Consider the following 16,251-nt stretch of genomic DNA (forward strand, 5'->3'; position numbering starts at 1 on the left):
CGTTGAAGACAGCCGGAACGGACCAAGCCGGCGGGATCCCCCGGTTCCAGCTGCTCGGCCCGCTCGAGGTCCGAGACGGGCACGACCGCCCGATCCCGGTCTCCGCCGCGAAGCAACGCGGTGTGCTGGCCGCGCTGCTGGTCGACGCGGGCACCGTCGTCTCGACGGACCGATTAGCCGACCTGCTCTGGGACGGCTCGCCACCACCGTCCGCCAAGAAGACGCTGGAGAACTACCTCAGCCGGCTGCGCCGGCTGCTGGGGCCGGCGGTGGGTGGGCACCTCGTCACCCGTTCCCCCGGCTATGTGATCGAGCTCCGGGACGGGCTGGAGGTCGACCTGGTCATGCTGGCCGATCTCGCCGGACGGGCGCAGGAGGCCGCCGACCGGGCGGACTGGACCCGTGCCGGCCGCGACGCCCGCGAGGCGCTGGCGCTCTGGCGCGGCGACCCGTTCTGTGACGTGCCGGTGGAGCGGCTGCGGTGCGAACAGACACCGCACCTGGCCGAGGCCCGGTTGCGGCTGCGGGAGCTGGCCCTGACCGCCCAGGTGATGCTGGGCGATCACCACATCGCCCTGCCCGGTCTCCGGCGCCTCGTCGAGGAGACCAGAATCCGGGAGCACCCCTGGGAGCTGCTGATCAGCGCCCTGTACCGCTGCGGCCGCAAGGCCGAGGCGTTCGAGGCGTACCGCCGTGTCGGCAGGATCCTGCGGGATGAGCTCGGGGTGGATCCCGGCCGCGGGCTCCAGCGCCTGCACGGCCTGATGCTGGCCGACGACCCGCATCTCCTGCCCACGGCGGACGTCCACGCGCGCCTGCCCCCGCCGGGCACGCCCGGGACTCCGCCGGCCGACACCCTCCCGCCACCGGCCCCGCCCGGGGCGTCCACCCGGCCCGGACCGCCCGTCCTGTCGACCGTGGACGCCCCGGCAGCCGAGGTCCGCCAGGGCGTCGCCGCCCGCTACGGGAGCCTGCCGGCACCGCGCACGGCCACCGATCCGGACCCGGCGCGGGCGCTGCGCCTGCTCAGCGGATGGGACGGAGACGACCTGCCACTGGCGGCGGCGGGTGCCATGCTGCGCCGGCCGGTGGAGATCGTGCGGCGTGAGCTGGGCATCCTGACCGATCTGCGGCTTCTGGAGAGCCCCGCCCCGGGCCGGCACCGGCTGCCCCCCGCCGTGCGGGTGTTCGGGCGCACGGTGGCCCGGGCCCAGCACACCGACGCCGAGCGGCAGGAGGCCCTGGCCCGGCTCCTCGGGTGGTATCTGCAGACGGCGATCGCGGCCGAGGACGTGCTGCATCCCTACGGCCGTCGGCAGGTCCCGGGTACGGGCGTGGCCGAGTTCCCCCGCGAGGGCTTCGCCAGCTACGGGGACGCGTCGGCCTGGTTTTCGGCCGAGCACGCGAACCTCGTGACCGCGGTCCGGGTCGCCGCCTGCACGGCCGAGCACACCATCGCCTGGCAGTTGGCGGCCGGTCTGACCGGCTATCTCCATCTCAGCAAGCGCTGGACGGACTGGATCACAACCGCCCAGATCGGCCTCGTCTCCGCCAGGCACCTGGGCGAGCGGTCCGGCGAGGCCGCGCTCCTGCTGAGCGCCGGCCTCGCCTATCGCGACCTACGCCTGCTCGGCCGCTCCGTCGACCTGATCGAGAAGGCGACGGCGATCCGGCAGGAGACGGCGGACCCATGGGGTGAGGCGTGCAGCCTGCTCGGCCTGGGCCAGGTGCACGGACCGGACCGGATGATCGTCCACCACCGCCGCGCGGAGAAGATCTTCACCGAGGCCGGGAACCTCTGGGGCTACGCCCTGACCCAGATCGAGCGGGGGCGGGCCCTGCGCAGGCTGCACCACCCCGAACGGGCGGTCGCCTGCCACCGCGGCAGCGCCGCCATCCTGGCGGACCTCGGTGACCTGTGGGGAGTGGGGCTGGCGCACCTCGGCCTGGCCGAGGACTACCTGGCCTACGGAAGCCACGAGGACGCGGCCACCTCGTGCCGCCGCTCGCTGGCGGTCTGCTGCGAGATCGGCGACCGTCACACCAGCGCGCGCGTCCTCGCCCTGCTGGGACAGATCTACCTCCAGCTCTCCGATCCGGCTGCCGCCCACCAGGCATGGAGCAGGGCGTTGCGGATCTTCGAAAATCTCGCCGACCCGCGCGCCACGCAGGTCCGGGTGGGCATGGCGAACCTCGACGCGGCGGTGGCGATGGCGTCCTGACCGCGGCTGGTCGGCGACGGTCGTCAGCGAAGGGCGGACGGCGGAGGGCATTCCGTGAACGGGCGGCCCGCCGACGTTCCGTGGGCGGAGACACGCACCGAAGTCCTACGGGAAACGGAAGGTCCGGGGGTGCAGCTGGGGGCGCAGCGGCAGCAGGAACGGGAAGGCGGTGCGCCGCTGCGGCCACTCGTCGCGCGGCCAGGTCCGCCAGGACGGCCAGGGCACCGCGTGTACCGGCCGCGGCGGGCCGAGGGCTGACGGCGGTTCCACCGCGGGCGGCAGCGGGGTCTCGGCCCAGTCGACCGTGAGGCTGCCGCAGAACGCGCACGGCGGACCGCCGCGAGGCGAGGGGACCGGGACCCCGTTGTACCGGTAGACCTCGACGAGGCCGCCGTCGTCGTCGAACCAGCGGGTGACACCGAACGAGCGCTCCCACGCACGGCCGCATCGCCGGCATCGGTAGAAGATCTCCACGTTCGCGTTCTCCACGTCCACCACAGGGTGTTCGACGCTCATGGACCGAGCCCTTCGTCCGCTTCGGTGGGGTCAGGCCTGCCCCCACCTCTGCCCGACAGGGGCGGAGTTAACCCGGGACGGGAGGTCGTCACCCAACTCGCCGCGCGGCGACCTGGGTGATCACACCGGAGGGCGGGCGTCTCCGCGCACTGGGCGGACCTCGTCAACCAGGCCCCAGTTCGCCGCGGTGGCGGCGTCCAGCGGCCAGCCGGTCAGCGACAGGAACGCGGCGCGCTCCCGACCGACCCGGCGCACGACGCTGGACGTCCCACCCGCGCCGGGCACCAGCCCCATCGCGAGCTCGGGCAGCCGGAGGGTGGTCGCCGGATCGGCGATCACCCTCCGGGCGAAGGCCGGGACCTCCACCCCGGCTCCCACGCAGGTCCCGTGCATGTACGCGGTGACCCGGCGCGCGCAGCGCAGCAGCGACAGCGGGATGCTGCGGGTGGTCCGCACCGCGTGGGCGCGGGCCGGGTCGGGCAGCGAGCCGAACTCGGTGAGGTCGCCGCCGCTGCAGAACGAGCGGCCGGCCCCCCGCAGCCGCACCTCGGCGACGGTCGGGTCGGCCCCGGCCAGGGCGAACGCGGCGGCGAGGCCGTCCCGCAGATCGCGGCTCACCGCGTTGTGCACGCGCGGCCGGTTCAGCACGACCCACAGCTCGTCGCCGTCCCGCTCGACGAGAACCGCCGGCTCCGTGGGCTGGGTGGGCTGGCCGATGGGCTCGGCGCGCACCGGCGCGGTGGCGGCCCCGGCCTCGCGACGCTCCCGCGCGGCACGGTGCCCGGCGAGCCAGGCGGCGAACTCGGGGCCGCCTTGCAGCGTCGAGTAGGTGAACGACTCGGCGATCACGGCGTCGCGGACGTCGATCCCCGCCGAGTACCGCACCAGCTGGGTGAACGCCACGCAGGCGCCGGGGACGGCACGGGTCATGGCTGCGATCGCGCCGAGGGCGGCCGTGAACCCGTCGCCCGGCCGCAGCGGGCCGACCCACGGGGCGGGCGGCGTGGCCTCGCCGGTCAGCAGCACGTCGTAGCCGGCCGACTCGATGCCCGGGGGGAGATCGGCGAGATCCGGCGCGACACCCACCAGCACGCACGGCAGCCAGCGGGCGAGCTCGCCGACCTCGACCGCCAGCGGGCCGTGGGCGCGCACGGCCAGCAGCGGCCGTCCGGTGTGCGCGGCGAACATCTCGGGGTCGGCGCGCAGCAGGAGCAGCGCCTCCTCCGGCTCCAGGACATCGATCTCCGGGACAGCCACATCCGCGGCGGCGACATCCGGGGCAGCGACGCCGGGGACGATCGTCGTACTCCCCCGCCCGGTCGGGTGGGCCCCCGCCTGGTCCTGACGAACATCCACGGCGCCCACGTTAGGCCCGTCCCGTGCCGTCGTGCCGGGCACGGGCCCGCGCACCGTACTCTCGGGCTGCCGCTCCCCCGCGCCCCGAGGTGATCCCGTGCTGGTCAGACGCGCCGAGGCTGTCCTGGGCCGCGGTGGGCGGCCGGCGGGCGGGCTGGTGGACGTCCGGATCGGCGGCGGGGTCGTCACCGAGATCGGGCCGCCCGGGCAGCGCCTCGCCCGGCAGCGTGGCGAGGACGAGCTCGACGCCGTCGGCGGGGCCCTGCTCCCCGGCCTGCACGACCACCACATCCACCTGATGTCGCTGGCCGCGGCCGCGTCATCGGTCGTGCTGGGCCCGCCTGAGATCACCGGGCCACGGGATTTCGCGAACCGGCTGCGGACGGCCGCCGCCGCGGCGCGCGCCGGGACGGCCGGCGGCTGGCTCCGCGGGGTCGGCTACCATCCGGCCGTCGCCGGGGACCTCGACCGGGTGGCCCTGGACGCTCTCACCGGCGACGTCCCGGCCCGGGTGCAGCACCGGGGCGGCGCACTGTGGGTGCTCAACTCGGCCGGTCTGCGCGCGGTGGGCCTGGGCCCGGAGTCCTTTCTGGACGTCGAGGGCGTCGAACGGACGCCCGACGCGGTTCCCACGGGGCGGCTGTGGCGGCTCGACGGCTGGCTGGCCGGCAGGGTTCCGCGTGTTCCGGCCGATCTCGGCGCGGTGGGCCGGGCCGCCCTCGCCGTCGGTGTCACCGGCTTCACCGACGCCACCCCGCAACGGCGGGCCTCCGATGCCGCCGCGCTCGCCGACGCCGTCGCCTCGGGCACGCTGCCGCAGCGTCTGACGCTGATGCGGCCGTTGGACGGCGGACCAGCCCTCCCGGACGGGATCTCACCCGGCCCGGTGAAGATCATGCTGGATGACACGAACCTGCCACCGCCGGACGCGCTCGCCGAGCGTGTCCGGTGGGCGCACCGGGCCGGCGCCTCGGTGGCCGTGCACTGCGTGACCCGCGTCCAGCTCGTGGTGGCCCTCGCCGCGATCGGCGACGCGGGCCCGCCGCCGCCGGGCACCGCCGACCGGATCGAGCACGGCGCGGTCGTCCCGCCGGAGCTGGCCGCGCTGGTCGGCGCCGCCGGGCTCACCGTCGTCACCCAGCCGAACTTCGTCGCCGAGCGCGGGGACGCCTACCTCGCGGAGGTCGACCCGGACGACCTCGACTGGCTCTATCCCTGCCGGTCGCTGCTGGCCGCCGGGATCGCGGTAGCGGCCGGCACCGACGCACCCTTCGGTCATCCGGACCCGTGGCGGGCCATCCGGGCCGCCCGCGAGCGGCGCACGGCGTCCGGTCGGGTGCTCGGCGGCGGGGAGCGGGTCGACGGGCGGACCGCGCTCGACCTGTTCCTCGGCCGCCCCGGCGACCCGGCCCGCCCCCGCCGGCTCCACCCGGGTCTGCCCGCGGATCTGTGCCTGCTGCGAACACCGCTGGACGACGCGCTGGCCGACCCTGACGCCGCGCACGTCGCGGCCACGATCATCGACGGCGCGCTCGCGCACACGGCGCCTTAGGGTCCGTCACGGCACCCGGCCCGCATGCTCCGCCGGGCCACGTCTCCCGCCGGGCGTGTCGACTGCCGGGCGTGTCGACTGCCGGGCCGGGTCCACCGCTGAACCGGGTCCTCTGCCGGGGCGCGTCAGCCAACCACAGACCGGGACTCCGCGCCGGGGAACCAGCTGCCAGGCCCTGACATGTTTTGACCCGAGGCAAATCGGCAGTCTTGCTCTCCCGCAACGATCGCCTCGCTAGGGTTATTTCGACGCAACTGCCCATGTTCGAGGGGGTTTGTGCGATGACGGACCCGGGCCGGCACGACCACCGGGCGGGCGGTCACCACCCACCGCGGATGAGCACATCCCGGCCGATCTGAGGGCCGAGCGCGTACCACAACGTCACGCCCGCGCGGCGGCGCGGCCGTCTCCGCCCGGCCCGGCCCGGCCCGAGCCCGCCCGGCCCCGGCCGGCACCCGCGCGCACAGCACCGGCAGCGATCCTCCGTCAGGCCGTGCGCGGTGCGTCGTTTCCTGACCCTGACCGTGAAAGGATCCATTTCTCCCATGTCGGTCACCGAGACTGTGCCTCAGGATCAGGACCAGGATCTTCCGTCCTTTCCTTTTCCGGACACCTTCAGCCCGCTCCCGTCGGGAACACTGGCCGAGATCGCCCGGCGCGCGCCCGCGATACGGGTTCGCTTCGGCCCCGGGCAGATCCCGATCTGGCTCATTGTCCGGCATGCCCCGGCCCGGGCGATGCTCAGCGACCCGCGCTTCTCCCGTACGAAGACGCTTGAGTTCCGGCCCCCGCTGACCGGGGCGCAGATTCCCGACCCGAACTCGCTGCTGTGGCTGGATCCGCCCGACCACACCCGTATCCGACGGCTGGTCTCCACCGGATTCGCCCACCGCCGCATCGAACAGCTCCGGCCGTGGGTCGCCGAGACCGCCCGCCGGCACGTCACCGCGATGACCGCCAAGGACGCCCCGGCCGACCTGCGCGCCGCCCTGGCCGCCGCGCTGCCGGTCGACGTCATCTGCCAGATCCTCGGCGTTCCGGAAATCGACCGGGAGAACGTCCGGACGTGGAGCGAGACGCTTTTCCGCTTCGCCACCAACCGGGAGGCCGCCGCCGCCGGGCAGAAGGCCCTGTACGGCTACATGGACAGCCTGGTGCGCGAACGGCAGGCCCAGCTCGCCGCGGGAGAGCCCGTGACGAAGCTGTTCGACGTCCTGATCACCACCCAGGACACCGACGACGGCCGGCTGAACGAGGTCGAGCTGCGTTCGCTGGCGCTGACGCTGCTCATCGGCGGGTTCGAGACGACCGCCGGCGTGATCACCAATGCGGTCACCACGCTGCTGACCGACCGGTCGCAGTGGGAGTCGCTGGTCGGCAACCCCGCGCTGCTACCGAACGCCGTCGAGGAGCTGCTGCGTTACCACCCGCTGTCGATGACCTTCCCCCGGGTCGCGACCGAGGACGTCGATCTCGGCGAGTTCACCGTGCGGGCCGGCGAGGTCGCGATCGCCCCGTTCGCCGCCACCAACCGGGACCCGGACCTCTACGACGACCCCGACCGGCTCGACCTCACCCGGGAGCCGGTGGCGAACCTGGCCTTCGGCCACGGGGCGCACCACTGCATCGGTGCGCACCTGGCCCGGGTCGAGCTGACCGAGGTGCTCTCCGCGCTGATCGACATCGTTCCCACCCTGCGCCTGGCGGTGCCGGTGTCGGAGCTGCGCTACGAGCTCGCCGCGCCGATCGGCCGTCCGGAGAAGCTACCCGTCGCCTGGTGACTCACCCGCCGGCGCGCCTGCCCACCCCGGCGTGGCCCGTCCGGCCACGTCGGGGTGGGCGCCGCGACCGGACGGGCTCCCTCGTCACGAGCGCAGACCTCAGGCCCGCCACGCACCCGTCGGCCCACCCGTCGGCGACCTCACGCCGAGGCCGAGGACGGAGCGCTGCTCGCGGGACCCTTGGTGGGATCACCGTTCGACGACCAGGCCGACCACATCCGCGCGTAGTGACCACCCGCGGTCACGAGCGCGTCGTGTGAGCCGCTCTCCACGACCCGGCCCCGGTCGAGGACGACGACCCGGTCGGCCGCCGCCGCCTGCGTCAACCGGTGGGCGACCAGCAGGACGGTGCGGCCACTCAGCGCCCGCTGTGCGGCGAGCTCCAGTCGCCTGGCCCCGGCGCTGCCCGCCTCGGCGGTGGCCTCGTCGAGGATGACGATCGGGGCGTCGACGAGGAGGATGCGCGCGAGCGCGAGCTCCTGGGCCTGCGTCGGGGTGAGCCGGTGGCCACCCTTCCCCACGACGGTCCGGATACCGGACGGCAGCGCGGTGACCCACTCCAGCGCGCCCGCCCGCTCCAGCGCCCCCTCGAGGTCCGCTTCGGTGGCCTCCGGCCGGGCCAGCCGAAGATCCTCGATCAGCGGCCCGGCGAACACGTGGACCTCCTGGGTGATCAGGCCCACCGACCGGCGCAGCTCGTCCGGGCCGAAACGGTCGACCGGCTGGCCGCCGAGCCGCAGCTCACCGGACGCCGGCGGGTGGAGCCCGGCGACGAGCTTGGCCAGCGTGGTCTTGCCGGCGCCGCTGGCACCGACCACCGCCAGGCGTTCCCCGGCCGGCACGGCGAGGTCGACACCGTGCAGGACCTCATGGCCGGCCCCGTAGGCGAATCGGACGTCGCGCAGGTCGATCGACGGCTCGGTGAGGACCGTCTCCTCCCGCTGCTCCGGCAGCGGCACCCCGGCGACACCGACGAGACGGGACAGTGCCGCGCCCGCCTCCTGCACCATGTCGATCATCATCAGCACCATGTTGACCGGTTCGAACAGGCGGCTGAAGTAGAACGCCGCGGCCGTGGCCGCGCCGACCGTCACGGACCCGTCCCGGACCAGATAGAAGCCGGCGACCAGGACGGCCGCCACGCCGATGGCCTCGGACAGGTGCATCCGGCCCCAGAAGCGCGTCCGGAAGCGCATCGCCCGGAAGGAGCAGTCCATCGCCTCCTCCGACCGCCCCGCCATCAGCCGCAGGTGGTCGGGACCGAGCCGGAAGGCCCGGACGGTGTCCGCGCCGCCAACCGAGTCGAGCAGCTGCTGGGCACGGGCGCCCTCGGCCACCCGCTGGGCGGCGAACACCGGTCCCGATCGCCGCAGGTACCACCGCAGCGCGTAGAGGTCCGTCGGCACGGCCAGCAACGCGACGGCAGCGAAACGCCAGTCGATGACCGCCAGGCCCACCGCCGTCATCCACACCAGGAAGACGGACATGGCCAGCGTCGGCACGATGTTGCGGATCGCCGTCGTCACGACCTCGACGTCACCGCTGATCCGCGCCACGAGGTCGCCGGCGCCACTGCGCTCCACCGCGCCCGAGGGCAGGTGCAGCGCCCGCTCGACCACCTCCTCCCGTAACGTCGCCAGAACGGGCTCGGCGACGAACGCGATCAGCGTCCTGGTCAGCACCTGGAAGACGCCCGTGGCGACCGCGACGAGCACCAGGACCTGGACCGGCCAGACGATCGCCCCCCGGTCACCCTCGATCGCCGCGTCGATCACCCATCCGAGGGCCCGCGGCGTGACCAGCTGGACAGCCGCGCCGACCGCCAGCGCCAGGACCGTGAGCACCGCGAGATACCAGCGGGGCCGCAGCAGGCGGAGCGCGTACCGCCAGGTCTCGCCTGCTCCCGCCTTCGGGAGGAGACCGTCCTCGGGCTCCGGGCCCGCGGACGGGCCTGGGCGGCGCCTCATGCGAGCACCAGCTCGCGGTAGCGGGGGTGCGAGCCGACGAGCTCCTCGTGGGTCCCCTCGGTCGTGATCACGCCGCCGTCGAGCACCACGACACGGTCGCAGAACGACAGCACGGCGGGGCTCGAGGTCACGCAGACCGTGCTCGCGCCGTCGCGCAGCTGTCTGACGCCCTGCGTGATCTTCAGCTCGGTGAGCGAGTCCACCGCGGTCGTCGGCTCGTGCAGCACCAGCACGGGGACGTCCGCCGCCAGGGCCCGGGCAAGGGCGACCCGCTGGCGCTGACCGCCGGACAGCGACACCCCGCCGTGCAGGAGCCGGGTCCGCAGGCCCTCGCCGAGCACCTCCTCGAGGTCGTCGAGCCCCGCCGCCGCGACCACCGGGCCCAGCTCCGCCCCGGGCGCCGCGGAACGGATGTTGTCCGCCACCGTCCCCTCGAACAGCTCGGCGTCGTGCGGGGCCACCAGGACGACCGATCGGGTCTCGTCGGGGTACAGCTGCGCGACGGACTCACCGTCGAGCAGGACGGTTCCGGTCTCGGGGTCGGCGTCGCGGGCCAGGACCGCCAGCAGGGCCGCCGCCTCCTTCGGATCGGAGGCGACGATGCCGACGAACTCGCCCGCCGCCACCTCCAGGTCGAGACCGCGGATGGTGCCGGCCGAGAAGCCCTCGAAGCGGAGGCGCCCGGGGCCGGCCGCCGTGGCCTGGCGGGTGCCGCCGACCGCGTGGGGGGCGTCGAGGATCGCGGCGATGCGACCGGCCGAGGCCAGCGACTGCGCGCGCTGCGAACCGAAGCCGGTGATCCGGTTGAGGGGATCGACGAGGAACTGCGCCAGGCCGACCGCGGTGATCAGCGCGCCGATGCTGATCGACCCGCCGGCGGCCAGCCGCCCCGCCACCAGGGTCACGGCGGCGAGCAGACCACCGGCCAGCACGACGGCCACCGCCCGCACGGTCGACTCCGCGGCCGCCGAGCGCAGGGTCGCACCCAACGCCTCCCGGCTGGCCGACCGGTAACGCGCGACGGCGGGACGCTCACCACCGAAGCCCTTGAGGACCCGCAGGCCGGCGATCAGGTCCGCGGCCAGGCCGGTCGCCGCGGCCATCTTCGCGCGTTCCGCGGCGCTGCGGTGCTCCAGCGGCCGGCCGAGCACATGCGTGATCACCAGCAGCAGCACCGAGCCCGCGGTCACGAGGGCGGTGAGCGGCAGGGAGAACCCGACGAGGGCGACCACGGCCACGCCGACTCCCGCGAAACCGGAGATGGCCATCGCGGTGGCGTAGTTCAGCATGCCGACCTTCAGGGCGTCGCCGGTCGCCAGGGAGACGAGCTCGCCGGGCATCCGCTCGGCCCCGGCGGCGCCGCGTGGGTCGAGAACCCGTTCGGCCAGCAGCATCCGCAGGTCGTGACCGGCCCCCTGGGTCGCCCGCAGGTTCGCCCGGAAGCCCCACCTCATCGCGCAGGTCAACACCACGAAGAGCCCGAGGAGCGCCGCCAGCCACCACAGCATGGACGGGCCGTCCCCGGTCGCGACCGCGCGGTCGACGGCGAGGCCGATCGTGACCGGCACGAGTGCCTCGGCCACCTGGTGGCACGACAGGAAGAACGACGAGGCGCCGAGGTGGCGAAGCTGGCCCCTTCTCGCCCGGCGCAGGATCGACGCGGCCGTGTGGGTCTGACCGGTGGAATCAGGTGCCACCGCCGCGTTCACGGAGCGTTCCACCCGGCGCCATGATTTCCTCGCACCGCGCGCGCGGGTTCTCTTTCCTCCCGCTGCCGGGCATACAGCCGGGACCGTTTGGTCGGCAGGTTCTTCCATAACAGGTCTGGCGGCTCGACCACGTTGCCGTCAATGCCCACCAGGACCGGATCGTCCCACTTAATTTTTGTCTCCTCGGCCGTCGGATCGGGAAGCCGTCGGCGCGCGCATCGAATCAACGGGAACTGTGATCGCACCTTTCGACTTCCCCATACTTGTACGCTTTGCAGCCGTGACCGTCTCTGCATCTACGGCCAGATAGCCAACACAAACGGCCAACATCAACACACGGATCCGGGCGCAGGCCGCCGACCTGCACATCCAGCGCGGCCGACGGCCAGACTGATCGCCTTCCGGCGCGCGACCGCGACCGGTAGACCACAGCAGGCCCCGTTTGTACACTCTCGACCATGACCGCCTCCGCACATTCCGCCAGGAGAGCGCCGGAAACGGCCAGAGCCAGCCTGGTCGATGTGCGCCGAGGGGGGCAGGCCCTCGGCGGCAGCTACCTGTACGAGGGCGAGCGGCTCGTCACCGGCTGGCACTCACACGACCTGCACCAGATCGAGTACGCGGTCGCGGGCGTGGTCGAGGTGGAAACCGCCACCGCGCACTACCTGCTGCCGCCGCAGCAGGCCGCGTGGATTCCCGCCGGCCTCGAGCACCAGGCCACCATGAACACGGCGGTGCGGACGGTGTCGGTGATGTTCGACCCGCGGCTCGTCCCGCATCCCGGAGACCGCGCCCGCATCCTCGCGGTGGCCCCACTCATCCGCGAAATGATGATCTACGCCCTGCGGTGGCCGATCGCCCGGGCGGAGCACGACCCGGTGGCCGACGGCTTCTTCCACACGCTCGGCCACCTCGTGTCCGAGGCACTCGACCACGAGGCGCCACTCAGCCTGCCGACCTCGACCGACCCGATCGTGTCGGCGGCCATGGCCTACACCCAGAACCATCTCGACTCGGTGACGGTCGGTGAGGTGAGCCGGGCCGTCGGCGTGTCCGAGCGGACGCTGCGCCGCCAGTTCCGCTCGACGCTCGGCCTGTCGTGGCGCAGCTACCTCCTCCAGGCCCGCCTGCTGCGCGCGATGGCGCTGTTCGCCGTGCCCGGGCAGTCGGTGCTGGAGGTCTCGACGGCCGTCGGCTTCGACAACGGCAGCGCGTTCGCCCGCGCGTTCTCCCAGTACTGCGGCGAGACGCCGTCGTCCTACCAACGGCGGATAAGCACCGCGCCGCAACCATTGACCGTGTCCGGCACCGCGGCCGGGCAGCAGGCCTGACGCCGCGGCTCCGGCACGCCCGACGGCTCCGGCCAGCCGGGGCGAAACTGAAAAGCCGGCAGCGCCTCCCGCATTTCACCCGGCTGCCCGGGCGACCGAGATGACGGCTATTAACGCCTCTCGTGCGCCCTTTTCGATTCCCGATCGGGGAGCATCCCAGATGCCGCGGCCCATTCGGCGCCAGACATCCCAAGTGCGACCTTGAGTTCGCATTCCGGCGGCGCTTCAACGCCATCCGAAGCAGCTGGGGTAGCGTTCGCTGCGCGCCTTCAGGCGCGTCAGGAAAACGACCACCGAGAAGGGGATCCAAAGAAAATGATCCAGCAGCAGGAGCAGCGCCAGATCGAGCAGCAGCGGCGCCAGGTGGAGCAGCAGCTGCGCCAGAACTGGCGGCAGCTGCGCTACCGCATCCTCGACCAGTTCGGCCAGGTCAGCACGGCGGACCTCGACGCCGCCACCAACATCAACGACCTCGTCGCCCGTATCGCGGACAAGACGAACCACAGCGAGCGGTACGTCGAGAACCGCCTGCGCGAGCTGTCCGGTGTCGCGGCCAACCAGGGCGGCCTGTTCGTCTGAATGGACTGTCCAGCGCATCTCGGCGCTGGACAGCCGGGCGATCGGCAGCGCCAGCCGTCCGGCACCCCACGGTAGAGGAATGCCAGGCCGGTCAGGACTCGGCACATCCTGGGGGAACGTGACGTAAGCCGGCACCCCGCCCGAACTTCGATCGCTACTCGGCGCGTGCTCTCACTCCGCCGCGCCGAGTAGTGACCGAAACTCGAGAAGATCGTCCATCAGCTTGATGTTCTCCGGGGTCCTCGGGAGCTGACGCAGCTCCTCGAGGATCACGTCCGTTTCCTCCATGGTGGGAACATCATTGATCGACTCGACCAGCCTGACGATGTCCGTCATGGGAATACCACTCTCCCGCCGTTGTGACGCGGATGGGCCGACCCGGTACCACACCACCGGATGTCACGCAAACCAAGAGTCGCACACGGCGATTCACCGGAAGTTAAGCTCCGGGCTCCTTCCGTGTTAAATGCCCCTCTGGAACCGCTTCGGTACGGTGGGCTACATCTCGCCCGCAGTGCCAGAGCCGGTAGCGGCAAGGCCGCTACCGGTCCGCTGGCCGCGCGCTACCTGCGCCAGGGACCCTCGTCGCACCCGGTTCACCCGGCCGTGTGATCCGCGGCGGCGTCCCGGTAGCCAGCGCCGAGAGCCCGCGGCCCGAGCGGCCCGCGCCAGAGAAAGGCTCCAGTTCATGCCCATCGATGTGTCGCAGTACGCCGGCGTCTCCGCGACCGACTACCTGCTCGAGCTCGTCGACCTGTTCGAGAACTCGAACATCGGAATCATGGTCACGGGCTTCGACGGAACCGTGCGCCGGGCGAACCGGGCGCAACACCGGATCGCGGACTGGCCCGACGCCAGCTCGTCGCCCTCCGGGCTGTCGGCCAGGGCGCTCCTGGACGCCGCGACCTGGGACCGGCTCACGGCCACCGCGGCCGACGGGTACGCGCTCCACAACGTGCCGGTCACGGTCCGCCGGGCCGACGGCTCGACCGCGGACTGCCTGCTCGACGTCAACGGCGAGCCGGACGGCGGCATGCTCCGCATCGTCACCCGGCCGGCGTTCCAGGCGTCCCTGCCGGGGCCCGACAGCACCGACGCGTCGGAGTGGCACCGCGAGTGGGACCAGGCCGACGTCACCCCGCTCATCGAGCCGCTCGACGAGGCGGGCGTCCAGTCGCTGACGAAGGAGCTCGACGATCTCTTCGAGCTCCTGCCCGTCCCCGTCCACGCGATGGCCCGCACCGCCGAGGTGCGGCGGACCAACCAGGTTCACCTGCGGTTGCTCGGCTGCGAGGACGAACCGGCGCGGTTCGTCGGCCAGAACCTCCTCCCGATCTTCGCGGTCGAGGCGGACCTGGTGGCGATGGGCGAGGCCATGACCGGCCAGAGTGGGATCGTCAACTTCCCGACCACGATCCGCCGGCTCGACGACTCACTCCTGCCGATGATCGTCTATTCGAGCATGGTGATGCGGGACGACGCCTTCGTCGGCACCCGCTGCTTCGTCTTCTTCGCCGACGCGTCGGACGCCCCCGACAGCGCACCGGCCGGCGAGCCTGCCTGAGAGCCGACCCGGCGGGGCCGATCAGTCGGGGCCCGTCAGGCGGGGTGGCCCGGTTCCATGTCGCGCACGTCCTGGAACCCCAGCTGGCGCAGCGGACCGTGGAACTCCCCCGCGACCGGATCGATCACGAACGCCGTGTGGTCACCGACCTCGACTGTGGTCATCACGGGACCGGCGAACCAGGCACGCGGACCCGCCAGCACCGGCATCCCGAACGGCCCACCCGACCAGCGACAGCGGGCGAACTTGTCGACCTCGTCGCCGGTGAGCTCGCCGAACAGCTCCGACAGCTCCCGGTCGGCGACGTCGAGGAGGTGCACGGCCAGGTGCGTCGCCCGCCGGGCCACGCCGAAGGTGTGGTTGCCGCGTGAGACGCAGACGAGGTAACGCGGCGGATCGATGCTGCACTGGGTGTGGAAGCCGACGAGGCAACCGCTGCGCTCACCGCCCGCCGCGGTGGTCACGATCGCCATCGGATAGCTGACGACGCTCACCGCCTCGTGAAACGCGCTCGGTTCGACCATGGATCGCCCAGCTCCTCTCCTGCCCAGGTACGGCATCCCCCGCCCAGGTGCGACGTTCCCCGCCCCGCACTGCCGGCCGCCGGGTCGGCCGGGTGCCTGGGACATTCCCAGAGATCAGCGCCTCACGCCCGTCCCGGCGGTCGCACGGCGCGCCCCGCCAGGCGCGCCCCGCGGCCGGGCCGCACCGGCTGCCTTCCGGACCCCGGGCCGGGCCAGCTCGACGACCGGGGCGTCCCGATCGGGATCTGGTTCTGAGCCGTCCGCGAGCACGTGGCGTACCGTCGGGAACACTGTGGGCGTCGAGAACACGCTGGGCTCCGACAAGGCGATCCGGGCCGGCACACCGCCACGGGCGGTGGTGATCGTGCACGACGTCACGGATGGGGCCGCCGTGGCCGAGATCGGCAGCGTCGGCGACCGACTGCGCCACCACGGCATCGACTTCACCCTCGTCACCTCCGGCTCACCGCCGCCCTCGCCGCGGTCGCTGGACCTGGTCGTGGTCATGGGCTCGGACAACGACACCGTGCCCTGGCTGCCGTCCGAGCTCGCCTACCTGCGGGCCGCGGTCGAGGCCGGGACACCGGTGCTCGGGATCTGTTTCGGCGGCCAGTTGCTCGCCCGCGCCCTCGGCGCCGCCGTGCGGCAGGCGCCGCGCCCCGAGTTCGGCTGGCGCTCGGTGACGACAGCGGCGCCGGATCTCGTCCCCGCGGGCCCATGGCTCGAGTTCCACTTCGACACCTTCGACGTCCCGCCCGGCGCCGAGGAGATCGCCTGGACCGCGGACGCCCCGCAGGCGTTCCGCTCCGGGCCGCACCTGGCCGTCCAGTTCCATCCCGAGATCACGCCGGCCAGTTTCGAGGGGTGGGTCCGCGGGTGGCGGGAGCAGGGGCTCGAGCCGTGGCTGCGCGGTCACGGCGTCGACGCCGCCGCCCTGCGCGCCGAGATCGCCACCCGGGCCGACGAGGCGCGGCACCGCTCGGACGCCCTGTTCGACGCCTTCTGGACGAGCATCCGCACCACAGCCGGCTCCAGACGGCCCCGGGCGAAGTGAGCCAGCCGCGGTTGCCATCCGCCCGGGTGCCCGCCCGGCGGCCGGCGGCAGCGACGGCGACGCCGGTGGCCGCGACGGCGGTCGCAGCGGCGGCGG

At 73.2% G+C, this 16,251-nt stretch carries 14 protein-coding genes; 7 read left to right on the forward strand and 7 right to left on the reverse strand.

Annotation, left to right across the window (positions count from 1 at the left end):
* Nucleotides 1-2: 2 nt before the first annotated feature.
* On the forward strand, nucleotides 3-2,222 hold the full coding sequence (locus AC559T_RS33910; RefSeq protein ID WP_498871293.1) for an AfsR/SARP family transcriptional regulator: 2,220 nt from the start codon (nucleotides 3-5) through the stop codon (nucleotides 2,220-2,222).
* Nucleotides 2,223-2,327: 105 nt separating this feature from the next.
* Here AC559T_RS33910 and AC559T_RS33915 read toward each other — a convergent pair whose 3' ends face one another.
* Nucleotides 2,328-2,738, reverse strand: coding sequence for a hypothetical protein (locus AC559T_RS33915; RefSeq protein WP_112106587.1), 411 nt, complete (start codon nucleotides 2,736-2,738; stop codon nucleotides 2,328-2,330).
* 120 nt (nucleotides 2,739-2,858) lie between these two features.
* Nucleotides 2,859-4,103: an enoyl-CoA hydratase/isomerase family protein gene (locus AC559T_RS33920; protein ID WP_498871307.1), complete on the reverse strand. Its 1,245-nt coding sequence runs from the start codon at nucleotides 4,101-4,103 to the stop codon at nucleotides 2,859-2,861.
* An 88-nt stretch (nucleotides 4,104-4,191) separates the two neighbouring features.
* On the opposite strand from AC559T_RS33920, the gene AC559T_RS33925 reads away from it, so the two are divergent.
* The gene (locus AC559T_RS33925; protein WP_498871294.1) at nucleotides 4,192-5,646 is read left to right on the forward strand and encodes an amidohydrolase family protein; all 1,455 of its coding nucleotides are present in this window, start codon (nucleotides 4,192-4,194) and stop codon (nucleotides 5,644-5,646) included.
* A gap of 545 nt (nucleotides 5,647-6,191) precedes the next feature.
* Nucleotides 6,192-7,427: a cytochrome P450 gene (locus tag AC559T_RS33930; protein WP_071066872.1), complete on the forward strand. Its 1,236-nt coding sequence runs from the start codon at nucleotides 6,192-6,194 to the stop codon at nucleotides 7,425-7,427.
* A gap of 140 nt (nucleotides 7,428-7,567) precedes the next feature.
* Here the strand turns inward: AC559T_RS33930 and AC559T_RS33935 are convergent, their stop codons facing one another.
* Genes AC559T_RS33935 through AC559T_RS33945 form a run of 3 tightly spaced genes read right to left on the reverse strand, consistent with a single transcriptional unit; the run spans nucleotide 7,568 to nucleotide 11,348 of the window.
* Nucleotides 7,568-9,394, reverse strand: a complete 1,827-nt coding sequence (locus tag AC559T_RS33935; RefSeq protein ID WP_071066871.1) for an ABC transporter ATP-binding protein — start codon at nucleotides 9,392-9,394, stop codon at nucleotides 7,568-7,570.
* A complete protein-coding gene (locus tag AC559T_RS33940) occupies nucleotides 9,391-11,115 on the reverse strand; it encodes an ABC transporter transmembrane domain-containing protein (protein ID WP_498871295.1) in 1,725 nt (574 codons plus the stop codon). Before AC559T_RS33940 ends, AC559T_RS33935 begins: the two co-directional genes overlap by 4 nt.
* Nucleotides 11,100-11,348: a hypothetical protein gene (locus AC559T_RS33945; protein WP_498871296.1), complete on the reverse strand. Its 249-nt coding sequence runs from the start codon at nucleotides 11,346-11,348 to the stop codon at nucleotides 11,100-11,102. The genes AC559T_RS33940 and AC559T_RS33945 overlap by 16 nt, the downstream gene beginning before the upstream one ends.
* 213 nt (nucleotides 11,349-11,561) lie before the next feature.
* Between AC559T_RS33945 and AC559T_RS33950 the strand changes: the two genes are divergently transcribed.
* Nucleotides 11,562-12,434, forward strand: a complete 873-nt coding sequence (locus AC559T_RS33950) for an AraC family transcriptional regulator (protein ID WP_071066870.1) — start codon at nucleotides 11,562-11,564, stop codon at nucleotides 12,432-12,434.
* Between the two features lie 315 nt (nucleotides 12,435-12,749).
* The gene (locus AC559T_RS33955; protein ID WP_071066869.1) at nucleotides 12,750-13,013 is read left to right on the forward strand and encodes a hypothetical protein; all 264 of its coding nucleotides are present in this window, start codon (nucleotides 12,750-12,752) and stop codon (nucleotides 13,011-13,013) included.
* A 171-nt stretch (nucleotides 13,014-13,184) separates the two neighbouring features.
* On the opposite strand, the gene AC559T_RS33960 is transcribed toward AC559T_RS33955, so the two are convergent.
* Entirely contained in the window at nucleotides 13,185-13,349 is a 165-nt protein-coding gene (locus AC559T_RS33960; protein WP_165938707.1) for a hypothetical protein, read from the reverse strand.
* Nucleotides 13,350-13,701: 352 nt separating this feature from the next.
* Here AC559T_RS33960 and AC559T_RS33965 point away from each other — a divergent pair, with 352 nt between their 5' ends.
* Nucleotides 13,702-14,577 (forward strand): hypothetical protein, encoded by an 876-nt coding sequence (locus AC559T_RS33965; protein WP_498871297.1) that lies wholly within the window; start codon nucleotides 13,702-13,704, stop codon nucleotides 14,575-14,577.
* 35 nt (nucleotides 14,578-14,612) lie between these two features.
* On the opposite strand, the gene AC559T_RS33970 is transcribed toward AC559T_RS33965, so the two are convergent.
* Nucleotides 14,613-15,101, reverse strand: coding sequence for a flavin reductase family protein (locus AC559T_RS33970; protein WP_112105100.1), 489 nt, complete (start codon nucleotides 15,099-15,101; stop codon nucleotides 14,613-14,615).
* A gap of 292 nt (nucleotides 15,102-15,393) precedes the next feature.
* Between AC559T_RS33970 and AC559T_RS33975 the strand changes: the two genes are divergently transcribed.
* Entirely contained in the window at nucleotides 15,394-16,155 is a 762-nt protein-coding gene (locus AC559T_RS33975) for a type 1 glutamine amidotransferase (protein WP_498871298.1), read from the forward strand.
* The last annotated feature ends 96 nt before the right edge of the window (nucleotides 16,156-16,251 follow it).

Origin of the sequence: Frankia sp. Hr75.2 (genome assembly GCF_949319125.1) — a bacterium.
GTDB classification, from domain to species: Bacteria; Actinomycetota; Actinomycetes; order Frankiales; family Frankiaceae; genus Parafrankia; species Parafrankia soli.

Bases quoted from the DNA above. Each gene is read 5' to 3' on its own strand.
- AC559T_RS33915 (WP_112106587.1), bottom strand. From the start codon at position 2,738: ATGAGCGTCGAACACCCTGTGGTGGACGTGGAGAACGCGAACGTGGAG.
- AC559T_RS33930 (WP_071066872.1), top strand. From the start codon at position 6,192: ATGTCGGTCACCGAGACTGTGCCTCAGGATCAGGACCAGGATCTTCCG.
- AC559T_RS33935 (WP_071066871.1), bottom strand. From the start codon at position 9,394: ATGAGGCGCCGCCCAGGCCCGTCCGCGGGCCCGGAGCCCGAGGACGGT.
- AC559T_RS33950 (WP_071066870.1), top strand. From the start codon at position 11,562: ATGACCGCCTCCGCACATTCCGCCAGGAGAGCGCCGGAAACGGCCAGA.
- AC559T_RS33955 (WP_071066869.1), top strand. From the start codon at position 12,750: ATGATCCAGCAGCAGGAGCAGCGCCAGATCGAGCAGCAGCGGCGCCAG.
- AC559T_RS33960 (WP_165938707.1), bottom strand. From the start codon at position 13,349: ATGACGGACATCGTCAGGCTGGTCGAGTCGATCAATGATGTTCCCACC.
- AC559T_RS33965 (WP_498871297.1), top strand. From the start codon at position 13,702: ATGCCCATCGATGTGTCGCAGTACGCCGGCGTCTCCGCGACCGACTAC.
- AC559T_RS33970 (WP_112105100.1), bottom strand. From the start codon at position 15,101: ATGGTCGAACCGAGCGCGTTTCACGAGGCGGTGAGCGTCGTCAGCTAT.